Source organism: Pseudoalteromonas sp. 3J6, assembly GCF_903995135.1.
Classification (GTDB): Bacteria; Pseudomonadota; Gammaproteobacteria; order Enterobacterales; family Alteromonadaceae; genus Pseudoalteromonas.
Genome location: NZ_LR877185.1, coordinates 3,008,614 through 3,030,270, shown reverse-complemented (window position 1 = coordinate 3,030,270; position 21,657 = coordinate 3,008,614). Strand labels below are relative to the sequence as shown.

The following is a 21,657-nucleotide window of genomic DNA, read 5'->3' as shown; positions in this document are numbered from 1 at the left end:
AGTAATAATGCCAAAACGTACCGATATAAAAAGCATTCTTATCTTAGGCGCAGGCCCAATTGTAATTGGTCAAGCTTGTGAATTTGACTACTCTGGTGCTCAAGCGTGTAAAGCACTAAGAGAAGAAGGCTATAGAGTTATATTAGTTAACTCAAACCCAGCCACTATCATGACTGATCCAGAAATGGCCGATGCAACATACATCGAACCAATTCACTGGGAAGTGGTAGAAAAAATTATTGAAAAAGAAAAGCCAGATGCTGTACTGCCTACAATGGGTGGTCAAACGGCATTAAACTGTGCGCTTGATTTAGATAAGCACGGTGTATTGGCAAAGCATGGCGTTGAGCTTATTGGCGCAACAGCCGATGCAATCGATAAAGCAGAAAACCGTGAGCGTTTTGATGTTGCTATGCGTAACATCGGCCTTGAATGTCCACGTGCCGAAATTGCCCATTCAATGGATGAAGCGCGCGATACCATGACCCGAATCGGCTTACCGTGTATTATTCGTCCTTCTTTCACAATGGGCGGCACCGGTGGCGGTGTGGCTTACAACATGGAAGAGTTTGAAGAAATTTGTGAGCGCGGTTTAGACCTTTCACCAACCAGCGAGTTATTAATTGATGAATCGTTAATTGGTTGGAAAGAATACGAAATGGAAGTTGTTCGTGACAAAAAAGACAACTGTATTATCGTCTGTTCTATTGAAAACTTTGACCCAATGGGTGTGCACACAGGTGACTCAATCACGGTTGCACCAGCACAAACATTAACCGACAAAGAATACCAAATTATGCGTAATGCCTCTATGGCCGTATTGCGTGAAATTGGTGTTGAAACCGGCGGTTCAAACGTACAATTTGGTGTAAATCCAGTTGATGGCCGTATGGTTATCATCGAGATGAACCCGCGTGTATCACGTTCATCAGCGCTTGCATCTAAAGCAACAGGCTTCCCGATTGCTAAAATCGCAGCTAAGCTTGCTGTAGGTTACACGTTAGACGAGTTACAGAATGATATTACTGGCGGTAAAACCCCAGCATCGTTTGAGCCTTCAATCGATTATGTTGTAACAAAAATTCCTCGCTTTAACTTTGAAAAATTTGCCGGTGCAAACGACCGTTTAACAACGCAAATGAAATCAGTAGGCGAAGTAATGGCGATTGGTCGTAACCAACAAGAGTCATTACAAAAAGCATTACGTGGTTTAGAAGTAGGCGCAACGGGCTTTAACCCAATTGTGGCGCTTGACGACCCGAAAGCAAAAGAAAAAATCATTCGTGAATTACGTGAGCCAGGTGCAGAGCGTATTTGGTACATTGCCGATGCAATGCGCCATGGTATGAGTGTTGAAGATGTGTTCGAACTGACTAAGATTGACCCTTGGTACTTAGTACAAATTGAAGACATCCTAAAAGATGAAGCTAAAATTTCAGAAGTCGGTATGGCCGGCTTAAATGCAGACTTCTTACGTAAACTTAAACGTAAAGGTTTTGCCGATCCGCGTATTGCAGAAATTGCTGGTGTGTCAGAAGCTGAAATTCGTAAAAAGCGCCATCAACTCAATATTGTACCTGTGTACAAACGCGTTGATACGTGCGCCGCTGAATTTAGCTCAGACACTGCTTACATGTACTCATCTTACGATGAAGAATGTGAAGCTAACGCATCTGACCGTGATAAAATCATGGTAATTGGTGGCGGTCCTAACCGTATCGGCCAAGGTATTGAATTTGATTACTGTTGTGTACACGCAGCCCTTGCGCTTCGCGAAGACGGCTACGAGACCATCATGGTTAACTGTAACCCTGAAACGGTTTCTACCGATTACGACACATCTGATCGTTTATACTTTGAGCCAATTACGCTTGAAGACGTACTAGAAATTGTACGTGTTGAAAAGCCAAAAGGCGTTATCGTGCAGTACGGTGGTCAAACGCCACTTAAACTTGCGCGTGAGCTTGAAGCGAACGGCGTGCCAGTCATTGGTACTTCACCTGATGCCATTGACCGTGCAGAAGACCGTGAGCGTTTCCAACAACTTGTTGAGCGTTTAGACTTACTGCAACCAGAAAATGCGACGGTTACCTCTACTGAAGAAGCACTACTTAAATCAGTTGAAATTGGTTTCCCACTGGTAGTACGTCCTTCGTACGTATTAGGTGGTCGTGCGATGGAAATTGTATACGATGAGCAAGACTTGCGTCGTTACATGACCGAAGCCGTATCTGCATCAAATGAAGCGCCAGTATTACTAGACCGTTTCTTAGATAACGCGATAGAAGTTGACGTTGACGCAATTTGCGACGGCGAGCAAGTGATTATTGGCGGCATCATGGAGCATATTGAACAAGCAGGCGTTCACTCTGGTGACTCAGCATGTTCATTACCAGCTCACTCGCTTACGCAAGAAGTGCAAGATGTGATGCGTAAGCAAGTAACTGATATGGCACTTGAACTTGGCGTAGTTGGTTTGATGAATACACAATTTGCGGTTAAAGATGGCAAAGTGTATCTAATCGAAGTAAACCCACGTGCAGCACGTACAGTACCATTTGTATCTAAAGCAACGGGTGTAGCACTTGCAAAAGTAGCGGCACGTTGTATGGCGGGTCAATCTTTAGCAAGCCAAGGCATTACTAAAGAAGTGATTCCACCTTACTACAGCGTAAAAGAAGTGGTATTGCCATTTGCTAAGTTCCAAGGCGTGGATCCTATCCGTGGACCTGAAATGCGCTCAACGGGTGAAGTAATGGGTGTTGGTGATACTTTCGCCGAAGCGTTTGCAAAAGCACAATTAGGTGCAAGCAACACTTTACCACGTGGTGGTCGCGCGTTACTATCTGTACGTAATAGCGATAAGCCACGTATTGTAGAACTAGCTAAAACCATGACAGAACTTGGTTTTGAGCTAGATGCAACAGGTGGAACAGCTGCTGCACTTGAAGATGCTGGAATTACGGTTCGCCGTGTAAATAAAGTATACGAAGGTCGTCCGCACATTCTTGATAGAATCAAAAATGGCGAGTATAGCTATATCGTTAATACCACCGAAGGTCGCCAAGCGATTGAAGATTCGAAGGTGTTACGTCGTGGTGCATTGCAGCACAAAACCAATTATACTACGACATTGAATGCGGCATTTGCTAACTGTACTGCTAACCAAGCAGATGACCGCAGTAAAGTGACGTCTGTTCAAGAACTACACCTGCGATTGAACTAAGGAAATGTGCCAAGGCCATAACCATGGCCTTGGGATTAAGTGAGAAAAGTATGCAATCAATTCCAATGACAGTTCGTGGCCAAAATTATTGCGCGATGAGCTTAACGAATTAAAAACTGTTACCCGTCCAAAAATTGTATCTGATATTGCTGATGCACGTGAACACGGTGACTTAAAAGAAAATGCTGAGTATCACGCTGCGCGTGAGCAACAGGGTTTTTGTGAAGGCCGTATTCAAGAAATTGAAGCAAAACTTTCAAACATGCAGATGATTGACGTAACAAAGATGCCTAATACAGGTAAAGTGATTTTTGGTACTACAGTAACCATCGTTAATGTTGAAACCGACGCTGAAGTTAAATATCAGATTGTTGGCGATGATGAAGCAGATATTAAAAGTAATTTAATTTCTGTTAATTCACCAATTGCTCGCGGCTTAATTGGTAAACAAGCGGATGACGCTGTGATTATCAAAACGCCAAAAGGTGATGTAGAGTACGAAATCATTGAGGTTGAGTATATTTAATTAGTTAACTCACTTTAACGTTTTATAAAAACCAGTGCTTAGTAATAAGCACTGGTTTTTTTATGCTTGGTTTTTATATTTGGTTTAGAATCGGTTGAATATTATTCATTGTTTGTAAATGTAGGCTATGTTGTTATGGTAGTAACCTATTCTTCAATAAGGAAATAATATGGCAAATATACTGTATCCGGCACCTTTAAAAGTGGGATCTAAAATCGCCGTGTGTTCTTTATCAGCGGGGATCAAATCAAAATACCATCCACGGTTAGATATTGTCATTAATGGCTTAAAACATCGAGGTTATCAGATTGTTGAGGGGGAGTTTTTACGTCAAAACGAGCCGCGAACTCAACTTACAGCTAAGCAGCATGCCAAGCAATTAATGGACTTTTTATTAGATGATGAAATAGATGCGATCATGCCGCCAATGGGCGGAGAGCTGGCAATGGAAATATTGCCTCTGCTTGATTTTAGCGCAATTAAAAACGCTAAACCTAAATGGTTAGTGGGCTATTCAGATGTCAGTACGATTGCTTGTGCACTGACAGCAAAATGTAATTGGGCAACACTGCATAGTGCTAATTTAATTCAATTACACCCTGATGAAAAAGACCCGTATTGTTTACAAATTTTTGAAAGCCTAAGCTATGAGGCTAGCAGTGAGTTTGAGCAAGCCCCCTCGACTAACCATCAACATAGCAAGCCTGATTACGCACAAAACCCGAATGCATTATTTGATCACAGCGTTCCCACACAATGGCAATGTTTAAATTACACCGATAAGCGCAGTATTGAAATGTCAGGGCGGTTGTTTGGTGGGTGTCTTGATACGGTTGGGCTGTTACTTGATTCGCCTTTTTTAGCTCTGCATGAGTTTAAAAAGCACAATGCCTCGCAAGGTATTGTACTTTATTTAGAAAGCGCAGAGCTCACGCCAGCGACCGTTGCACGGTTTTTATTGTCACTTAAATTAGCGGGCATGTTTGATGATATAAATGGGGTGATTATTGGTCGTCATGTGACCTTACAAGGGCAAGACCCAGGGTTTGATTATCGCCAAGGCTTAAATGCCGCTTTTGGTGGGTGTTTATTTCCGGTGATCATTGATGCTGATATTGGCCACATTCCTCCTAATTTAAACTTAGTTAATGGTGCATTATGCACTGTTACCGCAGATGTTGAACAAGGCAAAGTGCTCAGTGCATCTGTGGTCACAAAACTAGCCTAGTAATAATAAACTGCTCACTTACTATTTAAAGTGAGCAGTTATGACTTATAAAACCTGAATAATTTGTTCTTTGCTTAAACGTGATTTTGGCAGTTTAGCATTGTAGTCTTCTTCTGCGTCATGGTAGCCCAGCGCAAGTGCGACATCACAGATGTAGCCATCTAATTCGCTTGCGAACTCTTCGCCAATCAGTTGTGCATCAACGCCTTCCATCGGTGTGGTATCAATGCCTAAGCGTGCTGCTGCATGCATAGTATTGCCTAAAGCAATGTAGGTTTGTGCTTTAGTCCAGGCGGCATTATTACCCTGCTCATCGGTATTTAAATCCACAAACGCAAAGGCGCCAAAAGCTTGCTCGCGGTTTTCTGTTTGAGTTCGGCCATTTTTTATATCAGCATCAATTACTTGGCCATAGTTTTCACGGGTATATTGCGGATTATGAGCGAATAAAATAATGTGTGATGCCGCTTTAATGTGTGGCTGATTAAATTGAAACTTATTAGCAAAGGTACTGTGCATACGCTCTTTTGCGGCATCAGATTCAATCACAATAAATTTCCAAGGCTGTGAATTAATTGACGAAGGAGAAAGACGCATAGCATTATACAATACCGCTAAATCGTCTTGAGAAATGCGCTTTGTAGCATCATAACGTTTAGCGGTGTGGCGGCTTTCAAGATCGCGAATAATAGGGTGAGTCATAGTCTCTCCATAAAAAAAGGGCTGATAAATAGTGTTCATTGAGTGTATGAGCAGCATAATACAATTTGCTTTATTTAAAATAAACAGCATAATTATTGAATCATTATCAAATAAAAATAGATAATATGCAGGTTGATGACTTAAAACTGATTTTAAAAGTAGCTGAGTGTCGAAGCATTACGCTAGCAGCAGCCAAGTTAGATATGCGCACAGCAACGGCCAGTGCTGCTATTAAGCGTGTAGAGTTGGCACTTGGCTGTGAATTATTTATTAGAACCACTCGTCATTTGCGTTTATCTAGTGCAGGGGAGCGATACATACCCCAATGCGAACAAGCTCTGGCCGTGCTTGAAACGGCAAGGCAAAACCTTAAAGGAGAACATGATGCCATTGAAGGGGAGTTACGGGTAGCTACCTCATCTGATTTAGGGCGCAACTTAGTGATACCTTGGATTGATGAAGTCATGGATAAGTACCCAAGTGTGAGCTTGCGTACGCACATTAGCGATAGCAATATCGATTTTTTTCGTGATTCGGTTGATATAGCACTACGTTATGGCTCACCCAGTGATAGTAGTGTATATGGATTTAAAATTTGCAACGTACCGCGACTACTCTGTGCTACACCTACCTATTTAGCTAAATATGGTGAGCCAGAGCACCCAGATGATTTAGCGCAGCATCACGGATTATTTTACCAGCTGCAAGATATTATCAATAATGTGTGGGAATTTACCGACGGCGGAAAAAAATACAAAGTAAAAATGCAGGGCAGACGAGCTTCAAATGATGGCGATTTAGTTAGGCGTTGGTGTGTTGCAGGTAAAGGTTTAGCGGTTAAATCAGCGTTAGATATTGCCGATGACTTATTAAATAAACGCGTTGTTACTGTGATGAATAATTACCAGCATACCTGTGGTGAGCTGTGGCTCATTTGCCCAAGCAGGCAATCGATTACTCCCGCTGTACGACTATTGCGTGATGTGTGCAGAGAAAAAACCGCTCACTTATTGAATCAGCTAGTAAAGCAGGGGATTGTTGATAAACGTATATTAATTAACGAGTAACAAATACACGTTTAGTAACGTTAACTTAAATAGTTTTTAAAAAACGCCAATTAAACCCTTTATGAGGAATATGTTTAGGCTGAGGGAGGTACTTAGCTGTACCTTTCTTAAATATGATTATTAAATATCATCACGTAAAAGGCATAAAAACGAGTAATTTATAGTATTCATCATAGGATCTTTTTAATCACGCAATTAAACGTTGAACAGCATAGATAAAGCTAACCCAGTAATGAGAAATAAAAATCCGATAATTTGTGTTGCTATATCTCTTTTGCGAACGAGAGTTTCCGCTACAGGGCTAGTTAGTTTACGAGTAAGAAAGTTTGCAGGGATTAAGCGAATGCTTGCAAAGCCCATAAAACAAAAGCCAAAGCCAATGAGGAAGCTCGAATAGGTGGAGTCAATAATGCCACCGATAAACGTGAATAAGGCGATCAAATAAAGTGATATACTTGGCCAATGTATTACTTTTTTATTCATAGTCAGTCCCTGATAATCCCTCATCAAATCCGAGTAAAAAATCTAATCCTACAAATGCAAAAGAAATAGTTATTGCACCTAATAGCATTAAATTGCGGTTATTCTTTTTGTAACCCAGAGTAGTCAATACGGCAAAGGCGATAAATAAGATAAGCTGAATTGTGCCCATGGTTAATCCTTTTAGAGCAAAGTTTAGAGTTAAGTTACCAGTAGGGAGAAAAACTGGCAAATAGTTTAATGCTATTTGTTAACTATAAATAAAAAGCTCGGCATAATTATGCCGAGCTTTTTTGGTTGGGATTTTACTTAATTAACTATTGGTCGTTGCTGGTTGGCCATCGACGATAGGGTCTTTGCCGCGCCACTTGCGGATCAGACGTTTTGTATCCTCAAGCGCAACGTACTGACACGGTATAAGAATAAGCGTTATTACTGTAGCAAACAGCACACCAAAGGCGAGTGATACGGCCATAGGTATTACAATTTTTGCTTGTAAACTGGTTTCCATAATAATGGGCATTACGCCAATAAAAGTAGTGACTGAGGTTAGTAATATGGCTCTAAAGCGACGCGCTCCGGCTTGCATTACCGCTTCTTTTATTGCCACACCTTCTGCACGGGCTTTGTTTACAAAATCCACCATAACAAGTGAATCATTAACCACTATACCGGCTACAGCGATAATGCCGAACATTGATAGCCCGCTCATGGTCATACCTAAAGCCATATGACCGAACATAGCACCCACAACACCAAATGGGATCACCGACATAATAATCAGTGGCTGAGAATATGAGCGAAGTGGAATGGCCAATAGCGCAAAAATAATCATTAATGAGATTGCAAAATCACGTAGTTGTTCATTAGCACTTTCCATCTCTTCTTGAATACGCCCTGCAACATTACTTTTTACTCCAGGATAGTTTTTAAGAAGTGCCGGTAAGTAAACATCACGAATTTCTTGTGCAATGGCAAATGGTTCTACTTCGTCGCTATTGACCGCAGCCCACACATTAATAGTACGATTTGAGTTTTCACGTCTGATACTGCTTACGCCGTCAACTAGCTTGACTATAGCTATTTCACTTAAAGAAACTTCAGCGCCCGCAGGGGTGATAATACGCGTATCTTGAATGTTGCTTATCGAATTACGCTCGCTTTGCGGGTAGCGAATCATTACTTTGATTTCTTCACCTTCACGTAAAATACGCTGTGCTTCAAGGCCGTAATAGCTAAAGCTTACTTGAGAGGCCACATCAGCAAGGGTTAAGCCCATACTGTAAGCAAGTGGTTTTAAATCAAGTTGCACTTCGTCGGTGGCACTTTGCAGTGAGTCATTTACATCACCCACACCTTCCATACTTTGTAACTTAGCTTTTAGTTTGCTAGATACTTCTTTTAACTCGTCGGCATTTTTTCCTTCGAGTCTAAAGCTAACGTCGCCATCATCACGACCACCACCAAAAATACTATCTTGAATAGTGAGTGTTTTAAGCCCCGGTAGCGGCGGCATTTTTTCACGCCACATAGTGCTTAGCTCAAAGGTATCGATTGGGCGCAAATGAGGCTCTACTAAAATGGCCATAATACTCGCATTAGTACGACCACGCAGACTAACAGACAAATCACGGATCATAGATTGGCCATACTGCTGCTTTAGTTCTTTGTCGACGCTCAGTAATACATTTTCTATTTTACGCGCAGTTTCAAGCGTTGCTTGCTCAGAAGAGGCAAGGTTCATTTCTAGCGATATACGCGGAAAGTCATGCGGAATTTTAGGGTTTGGTACAAATTTAACCATTCCACCGGCAAAGAGTCCTGCACTGACAATTAAAATACATAAAAAGCCAATAATCACGGTATAGCGATAATGGATACAACGACCGATAAATGGAGTGTAATAATGTTCAACAAAATGCTTTAAGCCACTATCAACTGCATTACGTAATTTATGTAATGGGTTTTTAGGATTAGGCTTACGCGGGTTCATTGCTGCGATGTGTGCAGGTAAAATTAGTTTTGATTCAATCAGTGAAAAAATTAAGCATAAAATAATTACTACACCAATTGCTTTCGAAAACGCAGCGCTCGGCCCTGAAGCCATTGCTTGAGGTAAAAATGCAGCAATAGTGGTTAGTACACCAAAGGTTGCTGGCATGGCTACACGTTTTACACCACGAATAACGTTGTTAAGTGAGTGCCCATGTTTTTCAATTTCAGCACTGGCCGACTCACCTACAACAATGGCATCATCAACCACAATCCCCAAAACAATAATAAAGGCGAATAAAGACACCATATTAATAGTAATGTCTAAAAAGCCGATAGGCATAAATAAGAATGCCCCTAAGAAAGACACTGGTAGGCCCATCATTACCCAAAACGCTAATCTAAGAGGTAAAAACAGCGCTAATACCAGCATAACTAAAATACCGCCCCACACCATGTTATCGACCATCATGTCGAGGCGACCTTCAAGGTAGTAGGTTAAATCAACGATGGGTGATAACTTAACGCCTGCAGGAAGTTGATCGGCTTTGTCAGCTAGGTACTTTTTAAGGACTTTAGCAACAACGGTAATGTCTTGATCTTTTGAGGCATCAATTTCAAACGACAGTGAATTTTTGCCATTGTATTTAGAATAAAGTAAGCCTTCTTCAAAGCCATCATTAATGGTTGCTACATCGCCTAATTTAATTTGAGCACCGTCTGGTAATGTAATTAGCGGTAACTTTTCAAATTCACCGCCACGATAGGCTTGCTTTTCGACACGCATCGAAATGTAGCCAGTATCAGAGCGAATTTGACCAGCCGACATATTAGTAGAAAAGCTTTGCACCGCATTAGAAACATCTCTAAACGTGAGTCCGTATTCGCGAAGTTTATCAGGGCTAATTTCAATACCAATTTCGTAGTCTAAGCCACTGTAAAAATCAACTAGGTTTACATGAGGAAGGTTTTGTAATTCATCTTTAATATCATTACCAAGTTCTTTTAACTGGTAATAACTCATATCACCATAAAGCGCGAGTATCATTACTTCTTGTTGAAATTTTTCACGCTGAACAACAGGGCGTTCCATACCCGCAGGAAACGTATTAATTGAATCTACTTGCGCTTTTATTTCATCTAGCGCTTCTTTGGCGTCATATTTTTCTTCAATCTCAACCCAGGCTTGTGCATAGCCTCGATTAGAGTAAGTGATTAGACGTTTAATACCTTCGGTACCTTCAAGGTTTTCTTCAATTTTTATAGTAATGCCTTCTTCCACTTCTTGTGGCGCGGCGCCAGGGTAAATAGCTTGTATACTTACCCAGTTACTTTCAAATTGAGGGAATGCTTGCTTACGAATGGTTAGCGCGGTTAACAACCCGCCAATCAAGACAAAAATCATGATTAGGTTAGCAGCAACGGGGTTACGCGCAAACCACGCAATTAACCCTTTTTCATCAGTTGTGGTCATCGTTTACTCTCCTTTTAACGCAAGTTGAGTAACGTCTGGTTTGGTCACAGTGTCTTCAATTTTTACTGCCATTCCTTCACTAGGGTATTCAAGAGCAGAAGTGATCAGTTGTTCTCCCTCTGCTAAGCCTTGATTTGCGATGACCATGCCATCTTGTTCGCGAATAATATTGAGTGTTTTAAATGACAAAGTTAAATCATCGTTTAAAACTGCAATTTTATTGTTTTTAACCAGATGATGAGGGACTACAATAGCGCCATTAACGGCGCGACCTTCAATTGTAGCGTTTATGTATGAGCCAAAACGAAGTGGCTGAACCCCTTCATATGGGGTTTGAAGTTGGGCAACCAAATAACTCATACGGCTTTTTTGATCAATCACACCTTCACTTCGTACCACTTTAGCCTGCCATGTGGTTTCTTTCCCTGCATATTGCGCATTAAATTCAACTGTTGCACCTATGCCACCATTATTAAGGTATTGCAGCTCTTTATCGGCAACAGGTAAACGCACTTCGGCGACCTCAGTCGAACTAAGTGAACCAAAGCTATTACCAGGATTAACTACCGAACCTAAACTAATGCTGCGCTCGTTTATAATCGCATCGTAGGGAGCTTTAATATATGTGCGTTCTAAATTACGCTTAGCACGTTTTACACTTGCTTGTGCTGAGCGATATCGGGCCATTTTTTCAGCTAATTGCGGTTTACGTAAATACAGTGCAGAGGCGGTGATATCACTTGAGTCTGCTTTAATGCGTTCCCATTCGGCTTTAGCAACATGCGCTTGTGCGCGTTCAATTTCGAGTGCTGAGCTTGCTTGGGCAAGGCCTGCTTCTGCTTCAATTAAATCAGCTTCGTAATCATTTGGATCAATTCGTGCTAAAATGTCGCCTTGCTTTACAAAGGCACCTTCAACAAATTGTCCTGCAACTGAAATAACTTGGCCACTCACCTGAGCAATCAATTCAGTGCGGTCTTTTGGTTGTACAATACCGTACGACTTTACATCGAGGGTAATTGCATCAAGGTGAACTGGTTGTGCTGCAACCAAAGGACGCATGTCTTGGGGGGGCTTTTCTTCAGGTGGCTTTTTCATTGCAGAAAAGCCTGCTGCGAGGCCAATGCCACCAACAAGGACCGCGATCGGAAGTATTATTTGTTTTTTAGTCGCCACAGGGCATTCCTTCATAAATTGTGCTGATGGACTAATGATACGCAATAAAATGTTTACAGTGTATTTGAAGATGTAACAAGTCATTGCACAAGGCGGTTACAAATAGAACGAAACACGCTATTTATGTACAAAGCAGCAACAAAACAATTGAAATTTATTACTGAGGTTAGAATGAAAACACAATCAATGGCGTGCCGTTTAGGCTGTGGAGCATGTTGTATTGCGCCGAGTATTAGCTCGCCAATTCCAGGTATGCCAAACGGTAAAAAGGCCGGAGAACGTTGTATTCAGCTGGATGAACGAAATTTATGCAAGCTATTTGGTGATGAGTCGCGCCCAAAAGTGTGCAGTGACTTTAGTGCCACGTTAGATGTATGCGGGACAACCAATGAACAAGCATTAACGTTAATTACCGAATTAGAGCAATTAACCTAATTTATTGTATTAAATACACATATATTTACAATTAATACGTTTGAAAAGTGTAGACACTTACTTTGTGTTTCTAAAACCCATACTCAGAGAAGAAAATTACGTATCTACTTAACATTGTCGCTAGTGTTACCTCATTTATTTCTCATTTAATTCTCTCAGTTCATAATTTTTTAATTATAAATGCACAAAGAGGGCGAAGAGGCGCTGCGCTTTAAGAGTGAGTGACTTAGACATAAAGTTATTTGGCTTAGTTACTAGTAATTTCTCATTTTCTTCTCATTCACTTCTCTTTGTTCATACTTTTTTAATTATGCATGTACACAGAGGAGGAAGAGGTGCTGCGCCTTTAGAATACTTAGGGAGGGCTGAGAAATGAGGTTTCTGATTCAGCTTTCTACTAGTCTGTTTCTTATTTTAATTAAAAAAACAAGCTCAGCGTGGAGTAAGCCCTCGCTGAGCGATAAAGTTACCAGCTATACGTGGCACTTAGTGTATATTGCTCGCCACGACCTGGCGTACCTGGAATTTCTTCAAACGACTCATCCCATAAGTTATCAGCCGCAAGACTAATAAAGAAGTTAGGCACAGCTGGTGGAGTTATTTTTAACGTCAGCTGAGTAAATAACGCCTCGTCACCTGAACGGCGTAGCGCATTGTTATGCTGTTTACGCCATTCATTATCTACTCGAAATTCTAATACATTAGTCGGGTTCCAAATCGCACCTAGAGTTAACCGGTGATCAGGAAAATTTAAGGCATAAAAGCTAGCATCAATATTTTCAGCGCCGTAGGTTTCTGTTTTATGTAAGTACGCATAGCTGGCAATAATTTCTGCGTTATCAAATTGTTTAGTAGCTAAAAATTCAAGGCCTGTGGTATCAATATCAACAGGCTGTGCAAATCGTGCTGAGCTTGAATCAAAGTTAAATGTCCAATCGGTTAGGTTGTTATCTTTACGATAAAAAAGCGCGGAATTAAGCTGCCAGCTTTGTTGCTCAAGCAATAAGCCCAGCTCTAAGCTTTTGGTGGTTTCACGTTCAAGGTTAGCGTTACTTCTAAACAAACCACCAGACTCACTGCCACCAATAGCGGTGTAGCCTGCTACTTGGCTTGCCTCGGCATACGATAAATACAATGTACGCTCAGTGCCATCGTTATTTTGGGTATTGAAACTAACATCACCAATTAGCGATAGCTCATAATCATCACGACTGGTGTTATCAAATGCAGCACCTAAGCGGACGGTTAGTTGCTGGTTGCTTGCTAGTGTTGTTGTGTATTCAGGCAATACACTAAGCTTAAAGTAGTTACGTGAAGTAAAGTTATTTTCAAGGGTGGTGGAGTCAATACTATCTTCTATATATTGCGCCGAGTAATTAACTGCAACTGACTTTGTTTGCGCATGACGACCTGAAATAGCCAATGATTTTACTTGTGTTTCATGAAATGCTTGGAACGCGCTTGGGTTTTCTCTTGAATAAACATAATGGTCGTTATGCTTGCGGTAATAAGCCGATACTTCAAATTCACTGTTGGTAGCATAGGCTTGTTTATGGTTTAGCATCCATAATTGAGTTTCTAAGTCTTCAGTTTCATTTACACCAAATGGGGTATAAAGGTTTGGCCAACCAAAAAACTTTTCTTGCAAGCCGTAAAATAAATCAGTTTGTGAATCGCTCCCAGTTAACTGCACTCTACCAGAAGTACGGGTAAAATCATGGTCGCCAAAATCAATTGAACCATCACTTTGTGAGTGCGAATATTCACCTTCAAAACCAATATGCCAATTAGCGTTTGCTTCAAGTGGAGTACTCACACCTGCATGAATTGTTTGTAGGTTAAAGTCATTTGAGCCAGCGCCCAAAGAGACACTGCCACCAGTTGTTATTGGTTTCCAAGCAAACGACACAGTACCCACAGAGCTATTCATGCCATTAAGTGCATTATCGGCTCCGGTTAATACGCTGGCACCCGTTAGCATTTGTGGTGCAATAGGAATTTCTGCAAAGTAGTGACCAGACTGCGGGTCGAGTAGAGTTGCACTGCCGATTCTAAAGCCGGTATTTTCAAAAATACCACCGCGTATCGTTACATCAGCTTGTGCTTCAGCCATATTGCGTGATTGCAAGTCAACACGCGGGTCGTATTCTAAATTTGAAATAGGTGAATCAAAAGTGCCTACGGGTAAGGTATTGGCAGTGGGTGACGCCTCAATTGTTATTTGTTCTATGGTTGCTGTTTCTTTACTCTGCTCTGCATAAGCAACAGTTGAAATACTGGCTAACACGGCCGGTATAATAAGGTGCGGGGCACGATTCATATCATTATTCTCATTTTATGCAATGGCGCTAACAATTAAATACCTATCACTTTTTATCACATGATAAGGTAAGCTCACTAAGCATGGGTGATTTTGGGCGCTATTGTACATTAATGATAAAAAACTGCATTTGATAATCAAATCTAGCGTTACAAAATAGTAACTCTGCATCCTATAAATTATTTACATTGGTCACTTTATTATGCAAACACAACAATCGAGTCATTCATTTAATCAGCACACACTTTATTTTGCTGGTGGTTGCTTATGGGGCGTGCAAGAATTTATGAAGTATTTACCTGGAGTAGTGACTACTGAGGCGGGGCGTGCCAATGGCACTAGTAACACAACACAAGGTGAATACGATGGCTATGCCGAATGCGTGAAAGTAACCTTTGATATTCAAGAAGTGACCTTAAATGAATTAATCGGCTATTTTTTTGAGATTATTGACCCATACAGTATCAATAAACAAGGTAACGATGTAGGCGAAAAATACCGTACCGCCATTTTTAGCCAAGAAAGTGATCATTTAAACATCGCCAGAGACTATATTAGCCAGCGTGATGATGCTGAAAAAATAGCGGTACAAGTAGCGCCATTGACTAATTATGTCCCTAGCGATCCCGAGCATCAAGACCGTTTAACCAATCACCCAGATGATTATTGCCATATCCCAATTGATTTATTGCACAAGTATAAGTAACAACTTCATTGGGGCGTATTTAAATAAAAAGTGCTTGTAACTAATGAAACTAATTTTTGCCTCGTTTGTACTTTTTTTTATTTTTATCAGGCTTTTTCTTTTTTCGCGGGAACATATCTCTAAAAAGATAGGGCACAGCTAAAAAGTAGATCCCAGTTCCTAAATAAAGAAAAAGGTAAAAAAGATACGTAAACGGCGTCGCTGAAAAGAAATAAACGTCAGATTCGACCCGGTAATCTGTTGGAGTCAGAATATAGCCATCATTTATAAATTTTATCGCAAATATAATAGATAAAAGGCCTAAAGCCCAAGATACTAAAGAGAATGCGATTTGATTCAATAGCATTCTCGTATTACTTATATCTACATATTTTACTTTTGGTTTCTTATTTTTTGATTGCTTCATTTTGGCCAAAAAAAGTAATAATGATCGCTACCAGTATTCCTACCAAGCCAATGCTTGAAAACATTAGACTGTATTGGCTTTTAATATTGAAGATATTTAATAGGCTGGTTATTAATAATAAAAAAATACCAATAATTTTTATAATCGTGAGTGTTTTATTCAAACAAAACCATGTTTGGCAAGAAGGGCATTGTTTTTCAATAAAAATACTATTTTTGTTAATATTTTTTATATCTTTAGCTGCAAAATTACTTTTACAATTTGGGCACGTTTCTTTCATTTTAATCCTTTAATTTATCTCACAACTTTAAACACTAGATTTACTAAACGTCTTATTGATTAAGCTTTATCCTTGTAACATGATAACTATAGCATTGAGCTATCACCTTGTTAATGTGTAACTTATTACTTTATAGGTAAACAGTTTTTAAGCCATAAAAAAGCCCGCAAACATGCGGGCTTTTAAATATTAATTAAAGTTTATTGCTGCGCTTTAGGCGGGAAGTTGCTTAAAATATTGGCAACCGTTTCTTTAATAGCGGTTTCACGTTGTGATGGGGTTTGTTTTTTCTTTAAACGACCATCTTTAGCACCACGCCAAATTAATTGGTTTGACTCACGATCAATAATATCGATAACTAATGTGCCTACTTCATATTCGCGTGCGCTTACATCGTGGTTAAAGCCTGTGCCCCAGTAACCCCAACGTGCACCGTAGCCTACGTTAAAGCTGTCAACTTCAAGCTCTTTATCTACACTTGCATGGTAGTTAACAAGTACATCAGCTTGCGCTACGTCAACCAATTGCATACCTAATTGTTGGCTTAGTTGGTTGTTTACCGCATTGCGAACGCGTTTTTCCATAAGCCCACTGATTTGGTAGTTATTCGTGTCTTTGGTTAGACTCGCGTTTTCTACCCAAGCAAACGTTTTGTAGTTACTAAAGTTTGCTGATTTATCGTAATCCCAATCGGGCGTTTGTGTACAGGCGGTTAGTAATGCCAGGGCTGCGACAATAAATATGTGTTTCATTCCGTTTGCTCCAATAAAGTGCGTTTGTTTAAACTACCATGGGCGAGGGTAATTTAAAATCTATAAAATAAGTGTAACTGGCTAAGATGAATAGCCAATTAATTCTTAGTCTAGCTGAGGAGCTTTATGTTCAACCTCAATCCAATCTTTTTCATCTACCCAGTTTTGTGCGCCGTCTTTTACTGAACGAATTGGCACAATATAATCACAACTTATTTGCGGTTTAACCGAGGCAAATATTGGCACAAAGCCAAAGCTCAGGGCAGTTTCTATAATTGCCTTTTGATTTTGCGGGTCGATATCAGCCGCTTCATCTATATAAATCGGTATACGGTATAAGTTTTGTTCCTGATCGCTTAATAAATAACGAATAAACAACATGCCACATAACAGCTTAATAGTAATACGCGTACCATTTGAGCCAGCCGAGTCTATCTTTTCAAAGTGCTCGGTTTCACCTGCACGGTTAACCACTTCAAAACGAATATCAAACAAATCGGTGAGGGTCAGGCCTGCTTTGTCTGAGGCGAGTTTAATTAAATGATCTTTTGCCTCGTTTACCGCGGTCTCGCTGTAAGGTTCTTGGCTGAGTAAATCTAGGGTATCGCCTTGTTCAAATTGGTTAGAGGTACTGATAATAGTATCAATACTATCTACCAACATTTTGCGCGGGATAATATTAATTTTAAACGCTTGCAGGTTTGAGATGCGGTGCTGGCTAATGCCTTTATTAAAGCTATTCATTTCACGGCGTAAGCGGTCTAAATCTTCGCGCAGGCCTTTAATTGTAGCGGCCACTTCAGTGAGGGCAACGCGACCTTGGCGCTCAACTGCATCGCGCTCGTTATCAATGTTATGAAACGCGCTAATAAGCTTTTGATATTTACTAAACTCATCGTTTTCGTTATCAAACTTAGTGATACCGGCATTATAAATATGCATATAGGTATTACGTACATTTATATCGAAATTACGTAGCTCTTGGCAGTCTTTATTAAAGTGATGAATTAAATCGCTTAAATTATCAAAATCGATTTTTATATCAATCATGTAAGGCGTTACTTTACCACTGTATAAATCTAAAGTGTGGTCAATACGCTCAGTTTTAACTTGGCGTAAGCGCTCTGTTTGACGATTAATTTGCGCTTGTTTTGATTTGATTAACGAGCGTCTATCAGCAATTGAACCACTGTTTTTTTGAATATCTTGTAGGTAATCGTCAACTTGTTCGCGCTCGGTTAAAAGCTGTTCTTTTAGCATTGCTTGGGCGTCAACCGACTGTTGCATCACTTCAAATTGCTCTAAGCGTTTAAGTGCGCTTTCTGCACTCATAAGCTCATCATAGAGCGCGTCTTTTTCTTTTTGTTTATCAGCAACATTGGCGGCCACTTCGCGCTGTTGTTTAAACTCTTTTAATGATTGCTCAAGCGCGGTTAACTGAGCGCTCAGTTGCTCTTTATTTTCGCCGCTTTGCATTTGTACTGGTGAGAGCTTTTTAAGTTTAATACTGGCACCAGGTAGGGTGAGTATACCGCCTTTAACATTTTCGCTCAGCTGTGATAAAAATTCACCAAAGGCATCTTCGTCATCAATGGTTATATCGCCATTACTGGTGGTGGCAAAGGAGAGAAGATCGGGGTTCAATAGCCGCGATATTTCTTCTACTTCTTTCAGTGATAAGTCTTCACGCATACGGGTGAATAAATTAAATTCTAAGTTTTTAAGTTGTAACTTTAAGCTCTTAATTTGTTTTTGTGTTTCACCAATACGGTAATCAAGGGTGTGCAGACTTTGCCCTTGAGCACTCGTAATAGAGTGTGACAACGACTCGTAGTCATTTTTTAACTGCGTTAGGTTGCTTTTGATAGTGGCTTTATTAACCAGCTCAAATTCACTTTTAAGGGCGTTGAAATCTAAAAACCATTGTTCAATTTGAGTTTGCTTGCGCTCTATATCGCGCGATTGTTGCACGTATAGCCCTTGCTTTTGTTCAAACTCGTGTTTTTCGTGCTCAATATCTTCAAGGGCGATGCTGAGCTCGCTTAGTTGCTCTTCTTGGTAAGCATCAAAGTCAATCAGTGCTTGGTCAATTTTTGGCGCATAAGCGGCCAGTTTACCTTTAAGCACGGTTTGGTTTTCAAGCATAGATTCAAGAGCGGCTATGGGCTCTTGCATTGATTCTAGCGCTTTTAATTCACGCTTTGCGCGGTTTACTTTATCAAACGAACGGCGCCAAACCTCGTAAAAGTCGACCTTAGAATTTGACATGTGGCGTTCAAACACACGGAGCATAAAGCGCTTAACGTCGTTTGCGCCTAATTTATGTAAATTAAGAATACGACGAAATATTTCTTTGTATATTGCAGAGTCTTGAACGTTGTTGAGGGGGATCATTTTTAAATTGATCTCACCGTCAAATTGCGTTGCTCCGCCAGTCAGTAGGGCGTTTAATTCTTGTGCCTTAAGCTCTATTGGGTTGAAACCTTGCTGCTTTAAGTGATTAAACAGCTTGGTAAACTTAATAATGGTATTGCCTTGGGTGTACTGGGCTAAATCAAGCTTACCTTGATAGCAAAAGTATTGGTGTGCATAACCGGCAATTTTACCTAAGCCGGCTACGCCAATGACGACTGAGCCATGGGGCAAATCGGCTTGCAATAAAATGTACGATTGATCTGATGAAAAATAAAACTTACGGGTTTCATCTAAATCGTGGCCATCCCACTCGGTTAGGCGTAAATCGTTAATTAGCGGAAATTGCAGTGCATTAATTACTGAGCTTTTACCTGTGTTGTTAGGCGCACAAATCGAGCTACTTTTATCCAGTGGGATCACACATTTTGCATAGCCTGCGGTATTTAGTAGGGCGAGTTTACTCAGTCCGTATAAATTTTTCATTGCTCGTCCTCACTAATAAAGGTCTCTTCGTTTACTTCCATTAAGGCATCAATATAGCGGTGAATAGGGGCTTGCAACATAAAGCCACCTTCTACTTCGCGGGCAAGGCCTAAACGTACCATGCGTAAATACACATCTTTTCGTAAGTCAGAACCCGAGAATATCTCAAGCTGATCGAACAAATGTTTATTAAGCTGTACCAAGGTTTGCATTAGCTCTAAATCGTTTGGCTCGTCAAATAATGCGCGCATTGGGTCTTTACCTGTATTGGCAAAATGCTCTATTAAAATGTAAATAGTGAGCGCTACAGCGCGTGAAATCTTACCCATGTTTGGGGTGCTTTCATCGCTGGCAAAATAATAAAAACCACGGCTATCGTGTTTTAACTCGTGGCCTAGTGCTGTAAATAAGGCAGTATAAGCATCTATTTGTTGGTCAAGCTCTTGCCACATTACGGTGTCTTGTTCGCAAATGTGGTAACCGGCGACTAATTTTTTATTAATGGCTTGTAAGTGAGAAAGCTCATCTAAGTTTATATGGGTCATGGTGATTACTCGTGCTCGGCTTTATCAGCCTGAGGCTCTGAATTAAAGGGATATAAATTAAAGTGCTGGCCTGCAATGTTAACGCGGGCTTTCTTATCGCTTTGGCTAATTTCTAGGGTGCTATCGCTTACCAACTTTTGATACAAAAACAGCATTTCATCGGCTTCAAGCTCAGGATAGCTTTCATCTAAAAATTGCAGCAAAGGCTGTGGTTTTTTACGTTGCTTTTTAAAGCGTTTGGTAAATTGCGCTTTTACATCGTGATAGTCAGGAATGTTTGGCGTGACAAACGCGGGCACATCATTTTGTTCTGGTAGCTGATATTCGTGGTGTTCAAACTCAGCTAGGCTTGCCATATAGGCAACAATATGACGCTGTTGACCCAATGAATACTTTTGCGCATCGCTTACAAAATGAGGTTGCACGGCGCTGAGCATATTATCCACCCCGTTTTTACGAATTAGCCCTAAAACTTTTGCCGCTTGGCGGGTAATAAGGTTATTACGGCGCAACTCTTCACGCAGTGGCATTAGCATATCGGCACTTTTACGTAAGCTTGTCCGACCAACTAGATGCATTTCGAGAATACGGGTACGTAATTGCTCAAGCATACGTTTATCACTGTACGCTTTACCTGAGCGTTCAATATGTTCTATTTGGGTGCTAATTTGTTGCTCAATTAGAGTAAAACAGGCATGAAAGTCGCCTCTAATATCGACCATTTCCAGCATGGGTTCTATATATTCATCAAACGCTTCTATGACGGCTTTGTAGCGCTTTTGCAGCGATTGCACCGCGTTATTTGATTTGGCTTGCTCAACAATATTTAAAATGGCGTTTTCGTTGTGTAAAAACAGCTTAATTATTTTACGAACCCGATCATCCATAATGCGGCTAAAGCGGCGTAAATCATCAAAATCTTCCATTTCACCGGCATTAGATAGCCGATTACCTAAGCGAGCTAAATCATCAACCAATACACTAATTTCTTGTGCTAAGCCTAAATGCTCTTCTTGCAGTAAAAAGGTAGCAAAGTCCGCAATGGCACGGTTAATTTCTAGTTGTGACGATTTAGCCAATGGAATAATGATTTCTTGATTTAATAACCGATTGGTTTCTTTATAAATGCGCTCATTATTCCATGTCGGTTGCTTTTGTTTTATGGCATTTTGTAAATCTTTAATACTAAAGTCGGCCATTTTAAAGCGTTTAAATAATAGCTCTAATACACCCCAATGCTCAGTGAGGGTATTAAGTAGCTTTTTAGCTGGGATCATAAGGCGTTACAACATCCTAGTATTCGTTATTTTATATTTCTTGAACTTATATGGTATTCGTTTTTGCGACGATTTAATAATAGTTTTTACACTCGCTTAGTGATAGTATCCGCGCCGAATATAGGCACATAGAGTGTGTACCTCTATTTTTTACATGGTTTCAATTT

At 40.4% G+C, this 21,657-nt stretch carries 17 protein-coding genes and 1 pseudogene; 6 read left to right on the top strand and 12 right to left on the bottom strand.

Going from position 1 to position 21,657, the window contains the following annotated elements; genetic code table 11:
• Nucleotides 1-7: 7 nt before the first annotated feature.
• From carB to P3J6_RS13655, 3 genes and pseudogenes are all read left to right on the top strand, one after another.
• The gene (gene carB / locus P3J6_RS13665; RefSeq protein WP_178956215.1) at nt 8-3,226 is read left to right on the top strand and encodes a carbamoyl-phosphate synthase large subunit; all 3,219 of its coding nucleotides are present in this window, start codon (nt 8-10) and stop codon (nt 3,224-3,226) included.
• Between the two features lie 50 nt (nt 3,227-3,276).
• Nucleotides 3,277-3,752, top strand: a pseudogene (gene greA, locus P3J6_RS13660) (transcription elongation factor GreA).
• Between the two features lie 169 nt (nt 3,753-3,921).
• The gene (locus tag P3J6_RS13655) at nt 3,922-4,980 is read left to right on the top strand and encodes a S66 family peptidase (RefSeq protein WP_198523314.1); all 1,059 of its coding nucleotides are present in this window, start codon (nt 3,922-3,924) and stop codon (nt 4,978-4,980) included.
• A gap of 45 nt (nt 4,981-5,025) precedes the next feature.
• Here the strand turns inward: P3J6_RS13655 and P3J6_RS13650 are convergent, their stop codons facing one another.
• A complete protein-coding gene (locus tag P3J6_RS13650; RefSeq protein ID WP_055012950.1) occupies nt 5,026-5,682 on the bottom strand; it encodes a nitroreductase family protein in 657 nt (218 codons plus the stop codon).
• A 125-nt stretch (nt 5,683-5,807) separates the two neighbouring features.
• Between P3J6_RS13650 and P3J6_RS13645 the strand changes: the two genes are divergently transcribed.
• Nucleotides 5,808-6,749, top strand: a complete 942-nt coding sequence (locus tag P3J6_RS13645) for a LysR family transcriptional regulator (RefSeq protein WP_054201098.1) — start codon at nt 5,808-5,810, stop codon at nt 6,747-6,749.
• A gap of 195 nt (nt 6,750-6,944) precedes the next feature.
• Here the strand turns inward: P3J6_RS13645 and P3J6_RS13640 are convergent, their stop codons facing one another.
• The 4 genes from P3J6_RS13640 to P3J6_RS13625 form a co-directional block, all read right to left on the bottom strand.
• Nucleotides 6,945-7,232, bottom strand: a complete 288-nt coding sequence (locus P3J6_RS13640; RefSeq protein ID WP_198523313.1) for a hypothetical protein — start codon at nt 7,230-7,232, stop codon at nt 6,945-6,947.
• Nucleotides 7,225-7,401, bottom strand: coding sequence for a hypothetical protein (locus tag P3J6_RS13635; protein ID WP_193048942.1), 177 nt, complete (start codon nt 7,399-7,401; stop codon nt 7,225-7,227). The genes P3J6_RS13640 and P3J6_RS13635 overlap by 8 nt, the downstream gene beginning before the upstream one ends.
• 141 nt (nt 7,402-7,542) lie before the next feature.
• Nucleotides 7,543-10,695, bottom strand: a complete 3,153-nt coding sequence (locus P3J6_RS13630; protein WP_198523312.1) for an efflux RND transporter permease subunit — start codon at nt 10,693-10,695, stop codon at nt 7,543-7,545.
• A 3-nt stretch (nt 10,696-10,698) separates the two neighbouring features.
• On the bottom strand, nt 10,699-11,871 hold the full coding sequence (locus P3J6_RS13625; protein WP_198523311.1) for an efflux RND transporter periplasmic adaptor subunit: 1,173 nt from the start codon (nt 11,869-11,871) through the stop codon (nt 10,699-10,701).
• A 171-nt stretch (nt 11,872-12,042) separates the two neighbouring features.
• On the opposite strand from P3J6_RS13625, the gene P3J6_RS13620 reads away from it, so the two are divergent.
• Nucleotides 12,043-12,306 carry a YkgJ family cysteine cluster protein gene (locus tag P3J6_RS13620; protein WP_041708812.1) on the top strand — a complete coding sequence of 88 codons (264 nt, stop codon included), beginning with the start codon at nt 12,043-12,045 and terminating at the stop codon, nt 12,304-12,306.
• 466 nt (nt 12,307-12,772) lie between these two features.
• Here P3J6_RS13620 and P3J6_RS13615 read toward each other — a convergent pair whose 3' ends face one another.
• Entirely contained in the window at nt 12,773-14,626 is a 1,854-nt protein-coding gene (locus P3J6_RS13615) for a TonB-dependent receptor plug domain-containing protein (RefSeq protein ID WP_198523310.1), read from the bottom strand.
• A gap of 202 nt (nt 14,627-14,828) precedes the next feature.
• Here P3J6_RS13615 and P3J6_RS13610 point away from each other — a divergent pair, with 202 nt between their 5' ends.
• Complete coding sequence (locus P3J6_RS13610; RefSeq protein ID WP_198523309.1) at nt 14,829-15,332, top strand: peptide-methionine (S)-S-oxide reductase; 504 nt, start codon at nt 14,829-14,831, stop codon at nt 15,330-15,332.
• 49 nt (nt 15,333-15,381) lie between these two features.
• Here the strand turns inward: P3J6_RS13610 and P3J6_RS13605 are convergent, their stop codons facing one another.
• The 6 genes from P3J6_RS13605 to P3J6_RS13580 form a co-directional block, all read right to left on the bottom strand.
• Nucleotides 15,382-15,672 (bottom strand): hypothetical protein, encoded by a 291-nt coding sequence (locus P3J6_RS13605; RefSeq protein ID WP_198523308.1) that lies wholly within the window; start codon nt 15,670-15,672, stop codon nt 15,382-15,384.
• Nucleotides 15,673-15,718: 46 nt separating this feature from the next.
• Nucleotides 15,719-16,018, bottom strand: a complete 300-nt coding sequence (locus P3J6_RS13600) for a hypothetical protein (protein ID WP_198523307.1) — start codon at nt 16,016-16,018, stop codon at nt 15,719-15,721.
• A 200-nt stretch (nt 16,019-16,218) separates the two neighbouring features.
• Nucleotides 16,219-16,770 (bottom strand): DUF4136 domain-containing protein, encoded by a 552-nt coding sequence (locus P3J6_RS13595; RefSeq protein ID WP_054201091.1) that lies wholly within the window; start codon nt 16,768-16,770, stop codon nt 16,219-16,221.
• A 105-nt stretch (nt 16,771-16,875) separates the two neighbouring features.
• Nucleotides 16,876-19,668 carry an ATPase gene (locus P3J6_RS13590; protein WP_198523306.1) on the bottom strand — a complete coding sequence of 931 codons (2,793 nt, stop codon included), beginning with the start codon at nt 19,666-19,668 and terminating at the stop codon, nt 16,876-16,878.
• On the bottom strand, nt 19,665-20,213 hold the full coding sequence (locus tag P3J6_RS13585; RefSeq protein WP_010388659.1) for a condensin complex protein MksE: 549 nt from the start codon (nt 20,211-20,213) through the stop codon (nt 19,665-19,667). Before P3J6_RS13585 ends, P3J6_RS13590 begins: the two co-directional genes overlap by 4 nt.
• A gap of 5 nt (nt 20,214-20,218) precedes the next feature.
• Nucleotides 20,219-21,490, bottom strand: a complete 1,272-nt coding sequence (locus tag P3J6_RS13580; protein ID WP_010388660.1) for a hypothetical protein — start codon at nt 21,488-21,490, stop codon at nt 20,219-20,221.
• Nucleotides 21,491-21,657 lie beyond the last annotated feature (167 nt).

What these genes read in the sequence shown, in the direction of transcription:
- P3J6_RS13590 (WP_198523306.1), bottom strand. Translation starts at nt 19,668, where the DNA reads ATGAAAAATTTATACGGACTGAGTAAACTCGCCCTACTAAATACCGCA.
- P3J6_RS13630 (WP_198523312.1), bottom strand. Translation starts at nt 10,695, where the DNA reads ATGACCACAACTGATGAAAAAGGGTTAATTGCGTGGTTTGCGCGTAAC.
- P3J6_RS13640 (WP_198523313.1), bottom strand. Translation starts at nt 7,232, where the DNA reads ATGAATAAAAAAGTAATACATTGGCCAAGTATATCACTTTATTTGATC.
- P3J6_RS13650 (WP_055012950.1), bottom strand. Translation starts at nt 5,682, where the DNA reads ATGACTCACCCTATTATTCGCGATCTTGAAAGCCGCCACACCGCTAAA.
- P3J6_RS13655 (WP_198523314.1), top strand. Translation starts at nt 3,922, where the DNA reads ATGGCAAATATACTGTATCCGGCACCTTTAAAAGTGGGATCTAAAATC.
- P3J6_RS13580 (WP_010388660.1), bottom strand. Translation starts at nt 21,490, where the DNA reads ATGATCCCAGCTAAAAAGCTACTTAATACCCTCACTGAGCATTGGGGT.
- P3J6_RS13615 (WP_198523310.1), bottom strand. Translation starts at nt 14,626, where the DNA reads ATGAATCGTGCCCCGCACCTTATTATACCGGCCGTGTTAGCCAGTATT.
- P3J6_RS13645 (WP_054201098.1), top strand. Translation starts at nt 5,808, where the DNA reads ATGCAGGTTGATGACTTAAAACTGATTTTAAAAGTAGCTGAGTGTCGA.
- P3J6_RS13595 (WP_054201091.1), bottom strand. Translation starts at nt 16,770, where the DNA reads ATGAAACACATATTTATTGTCGCAGCCCTGGCATTACTAACCGCCTGT.
- P3J6_RS13600 (WP_198523307.1), bottom strand. Translation starts at nt 16,018, where the DNA reads ATGAAAGAAACGTGCCCAAATTGTAAAAGTAATTTTGCAGCTAAAGAT.
- P3J6_RS13635 (WP_193048942.1), bottom strand. Translation starts at nt 7,401, where the DNA reads ATGGGCACAATTCAGCTTATCTTATTTATCGCCTTTGCCGTATTGACT.
- P3J6_RS13620 (WP_041708812.1), top strand. Translation starts at nt 12,043, where the DNA reads ATGAAAACACAATCAATGGCGTGCCGTTTAGGCTGTGGAGCATGTTGT.
- carB (WP_178956215.1), top strand. Translation starts at nt 8, where the DNA reads ATGCCAAAACGTACCGATATAAAAAGCATTCTTATCTTAGGCGCAGGC.
- P3J6_RS13610 (WP_198523309.1), top strand. Translation starts at nt 14,829, where the DNA reads ATGCAAACACAACAATCGAGTCATTCATTTAATCAGCACACACTTTAT.
- P3J6_RS13585 (WP_010388659.1), bottom strand. Translation starts at nt 20,213, where the DNA reads ATGACCCATATAAACTTAGATGAGCTTTCTCACTTACAAGCCATTAAT.